This window comes from Pseudomonas mosselii (genome assembly GCF_003205295.1).
Lineage (GTDB): Bacteria > Pseudomonadota > Gammaproteobacteria > Pseudomonadales > Pseudomonadaceae > Aquipseudomonas > Aquipseudomonas mosselii_B.
Window position 1 is genome coordinate 143,959 of record NZ_QJRP01000001.1, and the last position, 16,905, is coordinate 160,863.

A 16,905-nucleotide genomic window follows, 5' to 3' on the forward strand; every position below is an offset into this window, starting at 1 on the left:
ATCATGAGAACACTCAAGGGACCCAGCCTGCACCTCGCGCAGTTCAGCAGCGACAAACCGCCGTTCGACAGCCTGGACAGCATCGCCGACTGGGCGGCGGGGCTTGGCTTCAAGGGGCTGCAGGTACCGGCCTGGGATGCTCGGCTGTTTGACCTGGAACTGGCCGCGCAGAGCACGGGCTACTGCGATGAGATCAAGGGGCGACTGGCCGAGCGCGGCTTGCAGGTCAGCGAGCTGACCACCCACCTGATCGGCCAGCTGGTCGCCGTGCATCCGGCCTACGACCCGATGTGCGACGCATTTGGCCCGGCCGCGCTGGCCGGGCACCCGGCGGAACGCACCGCCTGGGCGATCGAACAGATGAAGCTGGCGGCGCGGGCCAGCCGCAACCTTGGCCTGGACGATATGGGGACGTTCTCCGGCGCCCTGGCCTGGCCCTACCTGTTCCCGTTCCCGCAGCGTCCCCAGGGCCTGGTCGAGGCCGCCTTCGAGGAGCTGGCGCGGCGCTGGCGGCCGATCCTCGACTGCTGCGACGAGCAGGGTGTCAACCTGTGCTTCGAGATCCACCCGGCCGAGGACCTGCACGACGGCACCAGTTTCGAGCGCTTCCACGCACTGGTGGGAGAACACCCACGCTGTCGCATCCTCTTCGACCCCAGCCATTTCGTCCTGCAGCAGCTCGACTACCTGTCCTACCTGGACCTCTACCACCCGTTGATCCGCATGTTTCACGTCAAGGATGCCGAGTTCAATCCGAGCGGCCGGCAGGGTGTGTACGGTGGCTACAGCGACTGGACCGAACGTGCCGGGCGCTTCCGCTCGCTGGGCGATGGCCAGGTGGATTTCAAGGCGATTTTCGCCAAGCTGGCGCAATACGACTTCGCCGGCTGGGCAACCCTGGAGTGGGAATGCTGCCTGAAGAACCAGGAGGACGGCGCCCGTGAAGGCGTCGAGTTCATCAACCGCCATATCATCCAGGTCACCGACCAGGTGTTCGACGACTTTGCTGGCGCGCCGATCGACGCCCGGCAGGTCCAGCGCATGTTGGGCATCGACAAGGAGGTACGGGTATGAGCTTGTCCGTCGAGACCTTGGGTGACGCCTTCGAGCATGTCTATGTGCAGGTGCAGGGCCAGCGTCTGCACTGTGTCGTGGCCGGTGCGGGCGAGCCGGTGCTGTTGCTGCCGGGCTGGCCACAGACCTGGTACGCCTGGCGCCATGTGCTGCCGATCCTGGCCGCGCGGGGTTTTCGCGCCATCGCCATCGATCCGCCGGGGCTGGGGGATTCGGACCGTCCCCAGGAGGGTTACGACACGGGCAACGTCGCCCGCGTGCTGCATGCCGCCATGGCCCGGTTGGGGCATGAGCGCTATCACTTGGTCGGCCACGACGTGGGGATGTGGGTGGCCTATGCCATGGCCTGCGACCTGCCGCAGGCGGTCCGTTCGTTGACGGTGGCCGAGGCGGTGATTCCCGGATTGGCCGAAGCGCCGCCGATCTTCGTGGCGCCGCAGGAGAACATCTTCCTTTGGCATTTCCTGTTCAACCAGGTGCGCGACCTGCCGGAATTCCTGATCGCCGGACGCGAGGAGGGTTACCTCAACTTCATGTTCGATCGCTGGGCGGTGCGCCGGCACACGGTGGCGGCGGATGTCTATATCCGCGCCTACGCATCGCCGGGCGGGATGCGGGCCGGCTTCGCCTATTACCGGGCGATCCCCGAGACCGTCCGGCAGAACCGCGAGCGCGCCAGGACGCCGCTGCCCATGCCGGTGCTGGCGATCGGTGCCGAGCATGCCACGGGCGATGCGCCGCTGCTGACGATGCAGGGGCACGCCGACTCGGTGCGCGGCGTGATCCTGCCGGGGTGTGGGCACTTCGTCATGGAGGAGGCGCCGGTGTCGTTCAACGAGCACTTGCTGGCGTTTTTGGAGGAGGTCGAGGTCAACCGCTGATTGCGGTCCTGGTCCTGGCGGCGTCGGTCACCACCTGCGGGCGGCCGGCGCGCGACACAGCCAGTTTGCGCTGCTCGTATTCCTCCAGGCTCAGGCCCTGACGCTGCAGCGCCTCAAGTTGCAGCTGACGGGTTTCCTCGGCGGTATAGGGGCGTAGCTCGGGATGACTGGCGCAGCCGCTTAGCACAGCGATGGCCAGGGCAGCGAGGAGGCGGCGGGCGGTGGTATTCATCGGGGCGGTTCCGTGAGCCTGGGATTCGAGGGTGTCGAATCGATGAGCTCAGGTTATGGGCCGCGATGACGCTTTGGAAATTGCTGCGCTCGATAGTGAGTATCGAAGCATACGCATATCCGCTTGGTCGCCCGTTCCATGCGCTTGTACTGTCTGGTCCGTCCTCAGCGAGGCATGTAGCCCAACTGCCAGGCCCGCGGAATGAACACCGTCACCAGTGCCAGCAGGCAGGCCAGGCCGCAACTGGCCGTCAACGCCTGCAAGCCAAGCCGCTGCTGCAACCATGCACCGAGCGCGGCGCCCAGCAGCATGCCGCTCCAGGGCACCAGTTGCACCCGCCAGCCATCGCGCCGCTCACCCAGCAGCCAGCGCCCCAGGCCACGGCCGAAGCGCGACAGCGCGCCGGTGACGTAGGTAAGACCGATCGGCAGGCCGTTCACCTGCTCGACCACGGCGTTGAGCATGCCCATGGCCAGGGTGGCCGCGATCAGCGCGGGGAAGGTGATCGACGCCGGCCAGGCCGCGGCGAAGGCCAGCAGGGTGGCGACGATCAGCAGCAAGGGCGCAGCGCGCCGGCGCAGGCGCCGGGCCAGCAGGACACCCAGGGTGTTGCCCAGCACGAAACCGAGGATCGCCAGGGCCAGGCGCAGCATCAGCGCCAGGTCCGCCTGGCTGATGGCCACCGCCAGGCGGGTGGTGTTGCCGCTCATGAACGAGACGAAGTCGCCCAGTGCCAGCAGGCCGATGGCATCGGTCATGCCGGCCAGCACCGACAGCCCGGCCACCAGCCCCAGGCCGACCCGCCCGCGCAGGGCCTGCAGGCGCGCGCGACGGGCACTGTGCTGGGAGGAGGCGGTGGGCAGCATGGGACGGGTCTCCGGGGCAGGGGGTTCTGATCTTATACCCGGGTCACGACCTTGCGCATGGGGATGCAGGACAGTTCGAGGCCAAAGGGCGACTGGTAGGTCGATTGTGCTTCGCCGACGTAGCCGCAGCGGCGATAGAACGCGGCGGCGTTGAGGGTGGCATCCAGATGGACCGTTTCCAGGCCCTCGGCCCGGGCGATGCCTTCGAGGTGTTCGACCATCCTGCGGGCGATGCCCTGGCCCATGAACGACGGCAGCACGAACAGTGCACCCAGTTCGCCGTTGTGCAGGTCGAGCATGCCGGTGGCGGCAATCGTGCCGTCCACGCAGGCAAGGTGGTAATAGTCGGCGACCACTGCCGCATAGCCTTCGGTATACGGAACCTCAGCCCAGGCCTGGGCCAGCGTGTCGCCGTAGGCCTCGGCGCACTGGTGCAGGATCGCCTGGCGGCGGATGGTGTAGGTTTCCAGCGCATCGTGGCGGCTGGCGCGGCGTATTTCGAGCATGGGTTCCCTCCCGGTTGAGCCCGGATGATAACAAGGGCGTCCGGGAAATCGCTCATTGGCGTGGTGCAATGGGATTGTGCTGTTCAATCACCGTGGTTGGTCGCATGCTGCGGGCTTCTCGCAAGCACAGTGTCGAGGCAGGCAATGACAATGGATACGCCCGTGGTAATGGTCAATGGCCTGGTCGGCTGCCTGGATCACCCGGCGTTTCAGCGCACCCTGCGACCAAGGAAGGTGTTCGCCCCGGAGCTGCTCGGCTACGGTAGCCTGGGCGACACGCCGTCGCCGCTGGTCGACATCGGCGCTCAGGTCGAGCACCTGCGACGGATCCTGTTGGCGCACAACCTGCCCTATGTACACCTGCTCGGCCACTCCGTGGGCGGGGTGGTGGCTATGCTGTTTGCCCGGCGCTATCCGGCCAGCGTGGCGAGCGTGATCAGTGTCGAGGGCAATTTCACCTTGAAGGATGCGTTCTGGTCGGCGTCGGTGGCACGCATGGCTCCAGTCGAGGCAGAGGCGCTGTTGCAAGGTTATCGTGACGATGCCTCTGCCTGGCTGGCCCGCTCCGGCATCATGGCCGATCCTGGGCGCCTGGCGCTGGCGGACCAGTGGCTGGTCTACCAGGGCGCGGGCACGCTGCAGGCCATGGCGCGCTCGGTAGTGGCGGTGACCGGCGCGCCAGGCTACCTGGCGCAGTTGCGCACGTTGTTCGCCATGAAACCGGTGCACTTGGTCGCCGGCGAACATTCGCGGGCGGGCTGGGATGTACCGCACTGGGCCGAGGAGCAGGCGGCCAGTTTTACCGTGCTGCCGCGAGTGGGGCACCTGATGATGCTCGAAGACCCGCAAGGCTTCGCTAATGCCATCGCCCGCCTGCTCGACTGACCGGGCTCAGAACGATCCTGTCTGCACCTCGCCGCTGCGCACGTAATGCGCCAGCAGTACCCCGTTGGGCGTGCTGCTCGATTCCACCAGCTTGAAGGCTGCGGCCTGTGCATCATCGCCGAACAGGCGTTTGCCGCGCCCCAGCAGCAGGGGATGGATCAGCAGGCGCAGCTCGTCCACCAGCCCGGCCGCCAGCAGTTGGCGTACCAGTTCACCGCTGCCCTGGGTCAGCAGAGCCGGGCCGTCCTGTTGCTTGAGCGCGCGCACCGCCCCCGTCACATCGCCACCCAAGGGGTGGCTGCTTTGCCAGTCGATGGATTCGGGGCGGTGGGTGGCGACGTGCTTGGCCACGCCATTGAACAGGTCGGCCAACGGACGATCCGGTGCCTCGCGCCCGACCTCTGGCCAGAACCTGGCGAAGATGTCGTAGGTGCGCCGCCCCAGCAGCAGTTCGAAAGGTTGGCTGAACAAGGTCTGCATGGCCTGGCCGAAAGCCTCGTCGGCCAATGGCGGGATCCAGCCGCCATGGGTGAAGCCGCCGCTGGTGTCTTCCTGTGGACCGCCAGGAGCCTGTATGACGCCGTCGAGAGTGATGAAGGCGGCGACGATGAGCTTGCGCATGGGATGAATCTCCTCGGGTGGGTATGCTGGATAGTCGAACGGGGTTGGCGAGAATCGACAGCAGTGCTGAACGATAGCCAGGGTTCGACGGGTAGGTGCACAGGAGGAGGGAGAAGCAAGGAGCGGCCTTGGCGCGCAGGGTAAGCATCACCAGCGTGGGAGCGGCGCACCGCCGCTCCCACGCTGTTTCAGGTAGCGTTTTGTTCCTGGCTGCTACAGCCAGTAGGTCACTGCCCACCAGCCAAGGCCACCCATGACCATGGTGTAGGGCAAGGCCATCCACACCATCCTTCCATAGGACAGCCGCACCAGCGGCGCGATCGCCGAGGTCAGCAGGAACAGGAACGCCGCCTGGCCATTGGGCGTGGCCACGCTGGGCAGGTTGGTGCCGGTGTTGATCGCCACCGCCAGGGTCTCGAAGTGCTCGCGGCTCATCGCGCCATTGACGAACGCCTGCTTGACCTCGGTGATGTAGATGGTGGCGACGAACACGTTGTCGCTGATCGCCGACAGCAGGCCGTTGGCCAGGTACAGCATGCCCGGCTGTTGCTCGCTGGGCAGGGCCAGCACCCAGGCGATCAGCGGGCTGAATAGCTGCTGCTGGTGGATCACCGCGACCACGGCAAAGAACACCACCAGCAGTGCGGTGAACGGCATGGCGTCCTGGAACGCGCGGCCCAGGCGGTGTTCGTCGGTGATGCCGGTGAAGGCGGTGATCAGCACGATGACCATCAGGCCGATGAGGCCGACCTCGGCAATGTGCAGGCCCAGGCAGACGATCAGGATCAACGCGGCCAGGCCTTGCACCACCAGGGCGATGCGCTGGGCCGGAGTGCGCGCGGCGTCGTCCTCGGCGGCGTAGGCGGCCAGTACCTGGCGCACACGCTCGGGCATCAGCGTGCCGTAGCCGAACAGGCGCAGCTTCTCCAGCAGCACGCAAGTCACCAGGCCTGCCGCCAGTACCGGCATCGACACCGGCGCGACCTTGAGGAAGAAGTCGGCGAAGTGCCAACCCATTTCATGGCCGATCAGCAGGTTCTGCGGCTCGCCCACCAGGGTGCACACGCCACCCAGCGCCGTGCCCACGGCGCCGTGCATCAGCAGGCTGCGCAGGAAGGCGCGGAACTGGTTGAGGTCGTCGCGGTGCAGTTGTTCGACCTGGTGGTCGCTGTCCAGCGCCGACTCCTCCCGTGGGTTGGTGCCCGAGGCGACCCGGTGGTACACCGCATAGAAGCCCACCGCGGCGCTGATGATCACCGCGGTCACGGTCAGGGCGTCGAGGAACGCCGAGAGAAACGCCGAGAGCACGCAGAACAGCAGGCTCAGCACCGCCTTGGAGCGCACGCCCAGCAGGATCCGCGAGAACAGATACAGCAGCAGCTCCTTCATGAAGTGAATGCCAGCGACCATGAACATCAGCAGCAGGATCACCGGGAAGTTGTGCTGCAGCTCTTCGTACAGGGCCTCGGGCGTGGTCATGCGCAGCAGCAGCGCTTCGACCAGCAGCAGGCCGCCGGGCATCAGCGGGTAGCACTTGAGCGCCATCCCTAAGGTGAAGATGAACTGGATCACCAGCACCCAGCCGGTGACCACCGGGCCAAGGGTCGCCAGCAGCAAGGGGTTGAGGACCAGGAACAGGCAGATGATGGCCTTGTACCAACGCGGCGACTGGCCCAGGAAGCCGTGGGCGAGGGCGCCGGTCAGGGAACGGGACATGAATTTGTATCCTTTTGATTCAGCAGTGGCGCAAGGTGCCGCATCGCGCCTCGGGGTGCAAGTCATCCAGTCCGGCTTTTGGCACATGTGCAGCCTTGCGGGTGCGCTAAGATCCGGCGTTGTGAATCCTTTTCCCACAGGAGTGCCGCTCGTGACCGAATACACCGCGTTCAAGGTCGAACTGACCGACAACATCGCCCACGTGCAGATCAACCGCCCGGACAAGATCAACGCGATGAACGCCGCCTTCTGGGAAGAGCTGGTCGAGATCTTCCAGTGGATCGACGACACCGACGCGGTGCGCGTGGTGGTCATCAGCGGCGCCGGCAAGCACTTCTCCTCCGGCATCGACTTGACGATGCTGGCCACCCTGGCGCAGCAACTGGGCAAGGACGTGGGCCGTAACGCCCGGGTGATGCGCCGTACCATCCTGCGCCTGCAAGGCTCGTTCAACGCCGTGGACAACTGCCGCAAGCCGGTGCTGGCGGCGATCCAGGGCTACTGCATCGGCGGCGCCATCGATATGGTCTCGGCCTGCGACATGCGTTACTGCGCCGCTGACGCGCAGTTCTCGATCAAGGAAATCGACATGGGCATGGCCGCCGATGTCGGTACCTTGCAACGTTTGCCGCGTATCATCGGCGACGGCATCATGCGTGAGCTGGCCTACACCGGCCGCCGGGTCGACGCCCAGGAGGCGCTGCGCATCGGCCTGGTCAACCGCGTCTATGATGACCAGGCGGCACTGCTCGACGGGGTCTTTGCCATCGCCCGCGAGATTGCCGCAAAATCGCCGATCGCCGTGGCCGGCACCAAGGAGATGATCAGCTACATGCGCGACCATCGCATCGACGATGGCCTGGAGTACATCGCCACCTGGAACGCGGCCATGCTGCAGTCCGAGGACCTGCGCGTGGCCATGGCTGCGCACATGAGCAAACAGCAACCGACGTTCGCCGACTAACTGGACAGTGGCGGGCGCCATCAAGGGACCCGAACCATGTCAGCACGCTGGACAACCGCAGTACTCGACCCGCAGATCACCGGGGGGCTGGCCGTCGCCCGCAGCCCGGAGGGGTTCCTGGTGGACGCCAACGGCGCGCTGTTCCCCCGCGACTGGCTCAAGCGCCAGGAGCTGGATGTGCTGTGCGAGCACGGTATCGGTCATTTCGACGGCCAGCCGGTGTTCCTGCTGGAGCTGCGCGGCGCCGGTGAAGTGCCGGGTTGCCACTGGCAGGGGCTGCGCCGGTTTATGCTTGAAGGCGACTTCGACACTTACAAGGTGCTCGGTTACGCCGCGCAGATCGGCACCTGGGCTCGCGAGCACCGCTTCTGCGGCAGTTGCGGGCAGGCCATGACGCAGATTCGCTGGGAGCGGGCGATGTACTGCCAGCCGTGCGACCTGCATAGTTATCCGCGGATTTCACCGAGCATGATCGTGCTGATTACTCGCGGCGACGAGGTGCTCTTGGCTCGTTCGCCGCGCTTTGTCACCGGGGTCTACAGCACCCTGGCGGGATTTGCGGAGCCGGGGGAGTCGGCCGAGGACTGCCTGGTGCGCGAGGTGCGTGAAGAGGTGGCGGTGGAGGTCAGGAACATTCAGTACGTCGGCAGCCAGTGCTGGCCGTTTCCGCATTCGATGATGCTGGGGTTTCATGCCGAGTACGCTGGGGGGGAGATTGTCATGCAGGCGGATGAGATCGAGGATGCGCGGTGGTTCAATGTGCATGAGTTGCCGCCTTTGCCGGCGGGGCGGTCGATTGCGCGGTATCTGATTGATTTGTATGTGGCGCGGCGATTGGGTTTGCCTGTGCCTGTGCTGCAGGGGTGAGTGCTGCTCATTCTCCGAGGTTTGATCCATCAGTTTAAAGCCTACATCAATAGATATGCCCTAGTGTTCTGTCTCGGAAATAAGCTGTTCACTTTTGACGGCGTCTTGGGCGCCCGGCCGGCGTTGCCACTCCTCGCCATAGCCCTGCTATGACTCGTCGCGGCGCCTTGGCCGAACACCCAAGCCACTCGCCAAAAGAGAACGTATTTCCGAGACAGGACACTAGACAGAGTTTCTTCTGATCTCGTAACCGGGAGGCGCGTCGTTCAATATCAGTCTCTGGTGGCGCCGCATATCGTTTGCCTCGGCAGCAGCAACTCCATAGGCGGGAGCGTCTTCCAGCGCTCGGCCATAAGTGGGAGGTCTGGTCGACATTGAAAAAATCATACTTGAAATCGCAGTCGCTTGTTCAGGTAGGGAGTTTTTTAGATGTTGTAGCCTCTTCTCGGTTACCTCGATTTTTCTTTCGGTCTTCCCAAGTTTGTATTTGGCATACCATCCGGGAACATTTGACTGGTTTACGTAAGACATCTCAAGTTCCCATCGATATTTTTTTACGTCGCTCAGGCGCTTTGGTAGTTTGATTGCCATCTTCGCGTCCCAGCCAGTCGCCTCGTTATTCAAGTGCCAACCGGCGTATTGGCTAGTTTCGGGCGCGTTGTCGGTGGCTTTGATGGCACTCAACTTGTATTGCGGCTCTATACCAAAGAATGCCCGCAAGCCAGGGGCATGACCGGATGGGTCACTGCTGTTGACTGGGTCACCTGCGCAATAGCTGTAACTGTTGATTCCCCCTTGTGCAAAGGGGCTCAAATTGTCCGGTGAGTAAAACCGCATCAGCACGGGATCATAGACCCTATAACCATTACCCAACAGGTAATAGCCGGTGTCGGCCTCGCGGTGTTGGCCAGTGAACCCCCGCGTGATCCGAACACACGGGGCCTTGGTGCTGAAGCCGTAGGGCATGTAGACAAGGGCGTCGAGTTTGGTTGAACATCGAGCCCCTACAGTTGAGCCCTGTGTGTCGGCTATCAGCATCCATGCATCGATCGTGGTCTTTTGCCCGTTGCTACGCATGGCCACCTCCAGAACAGTGAAAGAGTAGCAGTAGATTCACTCATCCTACGGGAACAGCCTACTGGCAAATTTACTAGTGTCCTGTCTCGGAAATACGTTCTATTTTGGCGAGTGGCTTGGGTGTTCGGCCAAGGCGCCGCGACAAGTCATAGCAGGGCTATGGCGAGGAGTGGCAATGCCGGCCGGGCGCCCAAGACGCCGTCAAAAGTGAACAGCTTATTTTCGATCCAGGACACTAGATTGAAACTTAATTAATCTCTTGATTGTTTCGCGGGGCAAGCCCGCTCCCACGCAATAGTCGCCGTTATATAGAATCCTGTAGGTGCGGGCTTGCCCCGCGAAAGGGCCGGAACAGCCAATATATAACTAACTTAAAAGAACTAGCTTCGCAGCTCTTGCTCTTGCTTCTAAGCGCGCGATAGTTCAGGCGCCGCCAATTGCGACTTCAGGAGGCCGAGCGGAGTTCTTGCGCAGGGAGGTGACGGCCATGGATGGCCGTCAAGCGCTGCGCCCCAGGATGGGGCGTTCAGCGCGGTCCTCCCGGGAGCAAGAACGGAGCGAGGGGACCCCGGAGCGCAGCGTAGGGGCCGGATGAACGGAGCGGAACGGTTTTGCCTACTTTTCCCTAGAGAAAAGTAGGTCGCCGTAAAGGCGAAAAGGTGACTAACTGTCGACATCACCTACGAATGTGCATGCAAAAATCAAAACAATCGCCAAAAAAACCTACCCGAACCAGTGTTGCCACGCCAAGCGAATGGTCAACGCCAACACCACGGCAATAAACACCGGCCGAATAAACTTGCTCCCCCCGCTGATCGCCGTACGCGCCCCAAAGAACGCCCCGACCATCACCGACACCCCCATGCACAGCCCAACGATGTAATCCACCTGCCCGGAAATGATGAACACCGTAAGCGCCGCGATATTGCTGACAAAGTTCATGCTGCGCGCCACGCCACTGGCGCGAACCAGGTCGATCGGGTAGAGCAGCAATGTGCTAACGGTCCAGAAGGCACCGGTGCCGGGCCCGGCGACGCCGTCGTAAAAGCCCAGGGTGAAACCTTGCGGGAACTGCCACTTCTTCCTTATCGGCGCCTCGGCGTCCAGAGGCGCCTTGGGCGTCCCACCGAACAGCAGGTAGACGCCACAGGCGAAGACGATTACCGGCAGCATCTTGTTCAGCCATTCGGCGGGCATGTAGTGGGCCACCACCGCGCCGATCAGCGCCCCCACCAGGGTGCCGACGATCGCCAGGCGCCACTGCGCCGGGTGGAACAGCTTGCGCCGGTAGTAGGTGATGCTGGCGGTGGCGGCGCCGAAGGTCGAGCTGAGCTTGTTGGTACCCAGCACCAGGTGCGGCGGCATGCCGGCGGTGAGCAGCGCCGGAGTGGTCAGCAGGCCACCGCCGCCGGCAATGGCGTCGATGAAGCCGGCGACGAAGGCGACCAGGGCGAGGATCAGCAGGGTGAGCGGTTCTACGGTGAGTTCGAAGGGCATGGGTGGCGTGCGCAGGCTGGAAGGCGGGGTGCGGCAAAAGGCCGCGCTAGAGGTGGTGCATGGTAATCCTGGGCGGCGCGTGATTCCAGTGCCAGCCTCTTCGCGGGTAAACCCGCTCCCACAGGTACGGCACTGGATTCTGGCTCAGTGGAACACCTGTGGGAGCGGGTTTACCCGCGAAGAGGCAGCAACAGTGCCTACAGGAACCAGCGATATTCCCGCGCACTGACCTCCTGCAGGAACGCCAGATGGTCCTGGCGCTTGTTCTCGCAATAGACCATCACGAACTCCGCGCCCAGCCCTTCGTTGACTGCCGGGTGCCCGCGCATGGCCGCCACCGCGCCGAGCATGTCCTTGGGGAAGTCGATCCCGCTGCCTCGATCCTCGTTCAGCGGCGCGATCGGCTCCTGCGCGGCATCCAGCCCATGCTCCATCCCGCAGAGAATCGCCGCCAGCACCAGGTACGGGTTGGCATCCGCCCCGGCCAGCCGGTGTTCGATCCGCAGGTTGCGCGCATCCGACTCGGGAATGCGGATGCAGGCGTCGCGGTCCTCGAAGCCCCAACTGGCGCGACTGGCGGCGTTGACCATGGCGCCGTAGCGGCGAAACGCGTTGTGGTTGGCGGCGAACACCGGCATGCAGTTCGGCAGCAGCGCAAGGCAACCGGCCACGGCGTGGCGCAGCGGGCGCTGGGCGTCGGCGGCGAGCAGGTTGTTGCCGGCCGGGTCGTAGAGGCTGACATGCACATGCATGCCGCTGCCCGGCGCGTGCAGGTAGGGCTTGCTCATGAACGAGGCACGCAGCCCATGCTTGAGCGCCACGCCACGGGTGCTGCGGCAGAACAGCGCCGCCCAGTCGGCGGCGCGCAGGCCGTCGTCGCAGTGGCCGAAATTGATCTCGAACTGGCCGGGCCCCAGCTCTGCGGTGATGACATTGGCGTCCACTCCCTGTGCGTTGGCAGTCTCGACCATCTCGCGCAGCACATCGGAAAAGCGCGACAGGCGCTCGATATGCATGTTCGGCTGGTCGTCGGCATCGCCACTGGCCGGGTCGCGGGGAAACTGCGGCAGGCCGTCTTTCAGCGCCCGGTCGAACAGGTAGAACTCCAGTTCGAACGCCACCACCGGGCGGATGCCCCGGCACTCGAGGCGCTGCAGGACGCGGGCCAGCACCTCGCGGGGCTCGAACTCGATGGGCGCCGCGGTGCCGTCCGAGGTGATCAGCATCTGTCCCAGCGGCTCACGCTCCCAGTTCACCGGCTTCAGCGTGCCGGGTACCAGGCGGCGCGGGGCGTCCGGGTCGCCGTCGTTGAAGCAGTAGTCGCCGATCGAGAACAGCCCGCCCTGCACGCCGAGCAGCACGCAGTTCTGCGGCAGCTTGAGCGGGCTGCCGGCGGCCACCTTCTCCAGCATGTCGATGGGATAGCGCTTGCCGTAGAAGTGCCCGGGGATGTCCAGGCTGATCAGGTCGACGTAGCGCACCTCGGGGTGTCCGGCGCGGAAGGCGCGTACTTCGCTGAGCAGATCGGGGAAGCCTGTTGTACTTGTCATTGGCATGCTCTCAACGGAAGACCCAGAGAACCCGGGTCGTTCGGGCGGTCAGGTTGGCGTAGCGGAACTGGCTGTGGGGTGGCAGCTGGAAACTGTCGTTGGGGTGCAGGGTAATAGCGTCATCCTGGCCTTCGAGCCACAGGGTCAGTTCGCCCTCGAGGACGAAGCCGCCTTGTTCCGAGCTGTCATCCAGATGCCCTTCGCCACTGCTGGCACCGGGCGCCAGGTGGCTTTCGAGCATGGCGAAGCGGCCGGTGAGGGTAGGCGAGACCAGCACGTCGGTGACCCCGGCGGCGTAGTACAGGGTGCGCCGCTCACCGGGACGGGTGACCCAGTCGATCACCCGGGGCGGCACGGCCTCGTAGAAGTAGGTGGTGGGGACCTGCAGCGCCTCGCTGATGGCGGTGAGGTCGGCCACCGTGGGGCGCGACAGGCCGCGCTCGACCTGGGAGAGAAAGCCCAGCGAGCGCTTGACCCGGCCGGCCAGCTCGTCCAGGGTCAGCCCGCGGTGCTTGCGCAGATCGCGCACCAGCCGCGCCAGGCCCTGGTTGTCGTCGATCGGCTCAGACATGGTCGCGCATCCTGTACCAGGCCTTGGCGGCCGCTTCCAGCGGCGCGGCCAGCAGGGCGCCGCCGGGGAAGCGGCCATTCTCGATGCCCTGGTAAAGCGCGAGCAGGTCGTCTTCACCCAGAATTGCGTCGCTGACCGCCCGTGCGCCGGCCAGGGTCGGCAGCACGCCGTGGCCGGAGAATCCCTGCAGCCAGTAGCGTTGGCCCTGACGGCCGATATCCGGGGTGCGCCGGATGCTGCAATCGATATGGCCGCCCCAGGCATGTTCGATGGCCACCCCACGCAACTGCGGAAAAACTCGCTCCAGATAGGGGCGGGTGGCGCTGGTGACGTCCTTGGGGATGCCGCCCAGGTAGGTGCAGCCGCCGCCGAACAGCAGGCGGTGGTCGGGCGTCAGGCGCAAGTAATCGGGAACGAACTGGTTGTCGATCACGCAACTGTTGCGCGGCAGCAGCGAGGCGGCGAACTCGGCGTCCAGTGGCGCCGTGGCCACCTGGTAGGAGCCCACCGGCAGCAGGCGGCGCGAGAGGGTACGGTCGAGGCGGTCGATATAGGCATTGCAGGCCAGCACCAGCACGCTGCTGCGCACTTCGCCCTGTTCGGTGCGTGCGACGAAGCCGTCGGCGTATTCGTGGTAGTCGAGCACCTGGCTCTGCTCGTAGATCCGCCCGCCGTTAGCCTCGATCGCGCCGGCCAGGCCCTGGGTCAGCTTCAGCGGGTTGAGGTGGGCGCCATTGGGATCGTATAGCGCGGCCTGGTAACGCGGGCTGTCGATCCACTCGGGCAGTTCCTCGCGGCCGATAAGGCGCAGGCAATCGTAGTCGAATTTCTCCTGTGCTTCACGTCGGGCCTCCTCCAGCAGTTTTACGCGACGCGGCAGCACGGCGGTCCACAGGCTGCCCAGGTGGTAGTCGACATCGAAGCCATGACGCTGGGGCAGTTCGCGCAGCTCGCGGGCGGCCCAGCACATGCTGTCCCACAGGCGTCGGCTGCGCTCAAGGCCCAGGGCTCGTTCCAGCGGGGGCATGTCGCACGACCAGCCCAGCAGTGCCTGGCCACCGTTGCGGCCCGAGGCGGCCCAGGCCACCCGGCTGGCTTCCAGCAGGGTCACTCGCTGGCCGGCCAGTGACAGGCGCAGGGCCGTGTGCAGGCCGCTGAATCCGGCACCGACGATTAGGATGTCGGTGTCGTGGGCACCCTGCAGGGTGGGGCGCAGGGGGATGGTGGTGGGGTAGGTGCGGGCGTAGTAGCTGGCGACGTGCTGGGCGGATTGCTTGAACATGCCGGGGCCTCGTGAAATTTTTTCTGATTATTTTCATGAAAAAATAGCAGAGGATTTTCATAGCGCCAGTCTTCTTCAGACGAAGTGCCTAGCATGAGGATCGGTATTTACGCGTTTTCTGTGGGAGCGGCCTTGCGTCGCGAAAGGGGCGCGTAGCGGCCCCAGGATCTCAGCGCTGGACAGCGAATGTCAGGGGCCGCTGCGCAGCCCTTTCGCGACACGAGGCCGCTCCCACAGGTTGAGCTGGAGCTTGTCTACCTTATGTAGATGCCTTGCGCCGCGGCTGTCGGGGCTTGCCGGCTGCTGTCTTGCCCTTGGCAGCACCCTTGCGCTTCTTCTTCCACGGCGCCGCCGCCTTGCCCGTCACCGACCCGTTGATGGTCAGGCGCAGGCCGCTGCAGCGCTGCACCAGCTTGCCCATCCAGGCCGACTGACGGGTGACGAACTCGTCCAGGCTCATCTCACCGCTCTGCACCATGTCCAGCGCCTGTTCCCAGATCGCCGTGGTGCCGGGGTCGGCGATGGCCCGGGGCACGGCGTCGATCAGGCTGAAGGCGGCGGGTGTGGCCGACAGGGCCTTGCCGTTCTTGACCAGGTAGCCGCGGTCGAGCAGGCCCTGGATGATGCTGGCGCGGGTGGCCTCGGTGCCGATGCCGGTGGTTTCCTTGAGTTTCTGTTTAAGCCGAGGGTCGTCCACCAGCTTGGCGACGTTCTTCATCGCCTTGATCAGGTCGCCTTCGGTGAACGGCTTGGGCGGCTGGGTCCACAGGTCTTTCAGTTGCAGGTCCCGCACTGTGCAGTCCTGGCCTTCGCGCAGCGCCGGCAGCACCTGGGCCGGTGGTGCCTCGCGGCCCTTGGCCGGGGTCAGTGCTTCGGGCAGCGCCCGGCGCCAGCCCGGCTCGACGATCTGCTTGCCCACCGCCCGCAGCGCATGGCTGGCGCAATCGAACTCAGCCTGGGTGCGGTCGTACTCGTGGTTGGGCAGGAACTGCGCCAGGTAGCGGGCGCGGATCAGGGCATACACCGCCTTGTACTTGGGCGTCAGGCGCGCCGGGTCGCTGGCGGCGGCGGTGGGGATGATGCCGTGGTGGGCGCTGACCTTCTGGTCGTTCCATGCCCGTGAGCGGCGACCTGGGTCCAGGTGCGCCCGCAGCGGCGCGAGGCTGTCATCGGCCCGTTGCAGGGCAGCGAGGATGCCAGCGGCCTCACCGTGCTGGCTGAGGGGCAGGTAGCCGCTGTCGCTGCGCGGGTAGGTGATGAGCTTGTGGGTCTCGTACAGGGCCTGGGCGATGTCCAGGGTCTCCTGGGCGCCGAGGCCGAGCTTCTTCGAGCACACCTCCTGCAGGGTGCCGAGGTCGAAGGGCAGGGGGGCCGCCTCGCGCACGCGTTCGGTGGCGATCTTGCGCACCCGGGCGTTGCCGGCCGCCTGCATGTCGATGGCCGCCTGCTGGGCCAGGTCCTGCCTCAGGCAGCGGCCCTGGTCGTCGCAGGCGTCCTCCGGCGCGCGCCACTGGGCGTTGAACACGCTGCCGGAGCTTTCCAGCTGTACTTCGATGGCCCAGAAGGGCACCGGCACGAAGTCGGCGATGCTGCGGTCGCGGTCCACCACCAGGCGCAGCGTCGGTGTCTGCACCCGGCCCACCGGCAGCACGCCCTGGTAGCCGGACTGGCGGCCGAGCAGGGTGAACAGGCGGCTCATGTTCATGCCGATCAGCCAGTCGGCCCGCGAGCGGCCGAGGGCCGAATGGTACAGGCTGAAGGTCTCCTGGCCCGGCAACAGCCGACCTAGCGCCTTGCGGATCGAGGCGTCATCCAGTGCCGACAGCCACAGGCGCTGGATCGGCCCCCGGTAGCGGCAGTGTTCGACCAGTTCACGGGCGATCATCTCGCCCTCGCGGTCGGCGTCGGTGGCGATCACCAGTTCGCGGGCCTCGCCGAGCAGGCGCTTGACCGCCTTGTACTGGCTGGCGGTCTTGGGCTTGACCGTCATCTTCCACTTTTCCGGGATGATCGGCAGGTCCTCGAGGGTCCAGCGCTTGTAGCGCTCGTCGTAGCTATCCGGCGGGGCGGTCTCGAGCAGATGGCCGATGCACCAGGTCACGCAGACATCGGTCCCATGCCAGCAGCCGTCGCCCCGACGCTGGGCGCCGAGGACCTTGGCGATGTCTTTTGCCTGGGAGGGTTTTTCGCAGAGGAAGAGGCGCATGGCCGAAACGCTTGATCGTGGGAGGTGGGCACTAGGATGCGCAAGGCAGGGCGCGCAGGCAAGCTTTATCTGTATGTATGTACAGGTTTTTCGCCCGCATGTTTGGCAGG

The 16,905-nt window shown here is 65.1% G+C and carries 16 protein-coding genes; 5 read left to right on the forward strand and 11 right to left on the reverse strand.

Annotated elements, in window-relative coordinates; all coding sequences use genetic code 11:
* The first annotated feature begins 3 nt into the window (after positions 1–3).
* Together DMX06_RS00745 and DMX06_RS00750 are read left to right on the forward strand one after the other, a co-directional pair.
* Positions 4–1,074, forward strand: a complete 1,071-nt coding sequence (locus DMX06_RS00745; protein WP_110733582.1) for a sugar phosphate isomerase/epimerase family protein — start codon at positions 4–6, stop codon at positions 1,072–1,074.
* Entirely contained in the window at positions 1,071–1,955 is an 885-nt protein-coding gene (locus DMX06_RS00750) for an alpha/beta fold hydrolase (protein WP_110733585.1), read from the forward strand. Before DMX06_RS00745 ends, DMX06_RS00750 begins: the two co-directional genes overlap by 4 nt.
* On the opposite strand, the gene DMX06_RS00755 is transcribed toward DMX06_RS00750, so the two are convergent.
* The 3 genes from DMX06_RS00755 to DMX06_RS00765 form a co-directional block, all read right to left on the reverse strand.
* On the reverse strand, positions 1,945–2,187 hold the full coding sequence (locus tag DMX06_RS00755) for a hypothetical protein (RefSeq protein WP_110733588.1): 243 nt from the start codon (positions 2,185–2,187) through the stop codon (positions 1,945–1,947). The two genes, DMX06_RS00750 and DMX06_RS00755, sit on opposite strands and share 11 nt — an antisense overlap.
* Positions 2,188–2,351: 164 nt before the next feature.
* Positions 2,352–3,053 carry a YoaK family protein gene (locus DMX06_RS00760; protein ID WP_110733591.1) on the reverse strand — a complete coding sequence of 234 codons (702 nt, stop codon included), beginning with the start codon at positions 3,051–3,053 and terminating at the stop codon, positions 2,352–2,354.
* Positions 3,054–3,085: 32 nt separating this feature from the next.
* Positions 3,086–3,559, reverse strand: coding sequence for a GNAT family N-acetyltransferase (locus DMX06_RS00765; protein WP_110733593.1), 474 nt, complete (start codon positions 3,557–3,559; stop codon positions 3,086–3,088).
* Positions 3,560–3,709: 150 nt separating this feature from the next.
* Between DMX06_RS00765 and DMX06_RS00770 the strand changes: the two genes are divergently transcribed.
* On the forward strand, positions 3,710–4,444 hold the full coding sequence (locus tag DMX06_RS00770) for an alpha/beta fold hydrolase (RefSeq protein ID WP_110733595.1): 735 nt from the start codon (positions 3,710–3,712) through the stop codon (positions 4,442–4,444).
* Positions 4,445–4,450: 6 nt separating this feature from the next.
* On the opposite strand, the gene DMX06_RS00775 is transcribed toward DMX06_RS00770, so the two are convergent.
* Together DMX06_RS00775 and nhaB are read right to left on the reverse strand one after the other, a co-directional pair.
* Positions 4,451–5,065 carry a dihydrofolate reductase family protein gene (locus DMX06_RS00775; RefSeq protein WP_110733597.1) on the reverse strand — a complete coding sequence of 205 codons (615 nt, stop codon included), beginning with the start codon at positions 5,063–5,065 and terminating at the stop codon, positions 4,451–4,453.
* 213 nt (positions 5,066–5,278) lie between these two features.
* A complete protein-coding gene (nhaB, locus tag DMX06_RS00780; protein WP_110733599.1) occupies positions 5,279–6,781 on the reverse strand; it encodes a sodium/proton antiporter NhaB in 1,503 nt (500 codons plus the stop codon).
* A gap of 151 nt (positions 6,782–6,932) precedes the next feature.
* Between nhaB and DMX06_RS00785 the strand changes: the two genes are divergently transcribed.
* Both DMX06_RS00785 and nudC read left to right on the forward strand, forming a co-directional pair.
* Positions 6,933–7,745, forward strand: coding sequence for a crotonase/enoyl-CoA hydratase family protein (locus DMX06_RS00785; RefSeq protein WP_028692407.1), 813 nt, complete (start codon positions 6,933–6,935; stop codon positions 7,743–7,745).
* 36 nt (positions 7,746–7,781) lie between these two features.
* Positions 7,782–8,612, forward strand: coding sequence for an NAD(+) diphosphatase (nudC, locus tag DMX06_RS00790; RefSeq protein WP_110733602.1), 831 nt, complete (start codon positions 7,782–7,784; stop codon positions 8,610–8,612).
* Between the two features lie 222 nt (positions 8,613–8,834).
* Here the strand turns inward: nudC and DMX06_RS00795 are convergent, their stop codons facing one another.
* From DMX06_RS00795 to DMX06_RS00820, 6 genes are all read right to left on the reverse strand, one after another.
* Positions 8,835–9,689: an RHS repeat-associated core domain-containing protein gene (locus tag DMX06_RS00795; protein ID WP_110733605.1), complete on the reverse strand. Its 855-nt coding sequence runs from the start codon at positions 9,687–9,689 to the stop codon at positions 8,835–8,837.
* Positions 9,690–10,412: 723 nt separating this feature from the next.
* Positions 10,413–11,186 (reverse strand): TSUP family transporter, encoded by a 774-nt coding sequence (locus tag DMX06_RS00800; RefSeq protein ID WP_110733608.1) that lies wholly within the window; start codon positions 11,184–11,186, stop codon positions 10,413–10,415.
* 197 nt (positions 11,187–11,383) lie between these two features.
* On the reverse strand, positions 11,384–12,736 hold the full coding sequence (locus DMX06_RS00805) for a glutamine synthetase family protein (RefSeq protein ID WP_110733610.1): 1,353 nt from the start codon (positions 12,734–12,736) through the stop codon (positions 11,384–11,386).
* A gap of 10 nt (positions 12,737–12,746) precedes the next feature.
* Positions 12,747–13,307, reverse strand: coding sequence for a helix-turn-helix domain-containing protein (locus tag DMX06_RS00810; RefSeq protein WP_110733613.1), 561 nt, complete (start codon positions 13,305–13,307; stop codon positions 12,747–12,749).
* On the reverse strand, positions 13,300–14,589 hold the full coding sequence (locus tag DMX06_RS00815) for an NAD(P)/FAD-dependent oxidoreductase (RefSeq protein WP_110733616.1): 1,290 nt from the start codon (positions 14,587–14,589) through the stop codon (positions 13,300–13,302). Before DMX06_RS00815 ends, DMX06_RS00810 begins: the two co-directional genes overlap by 8 nt.
* A 259-nt stretch (positions 14,590–14,848) precedes the next feature.
* Complete coding sequence (locus tag DMX06_RS00820; RefSeq protein ID WP_110733618.1) at positions 14,849–16,795, reverse strand: DNA topoisomerase III; 1,947 nt, start codon at positions 16,793–16,795, stop codon at positions 14,849–14,851.
* Positions 16,796–16,905 lie beyond the last annotated feature (110 nt).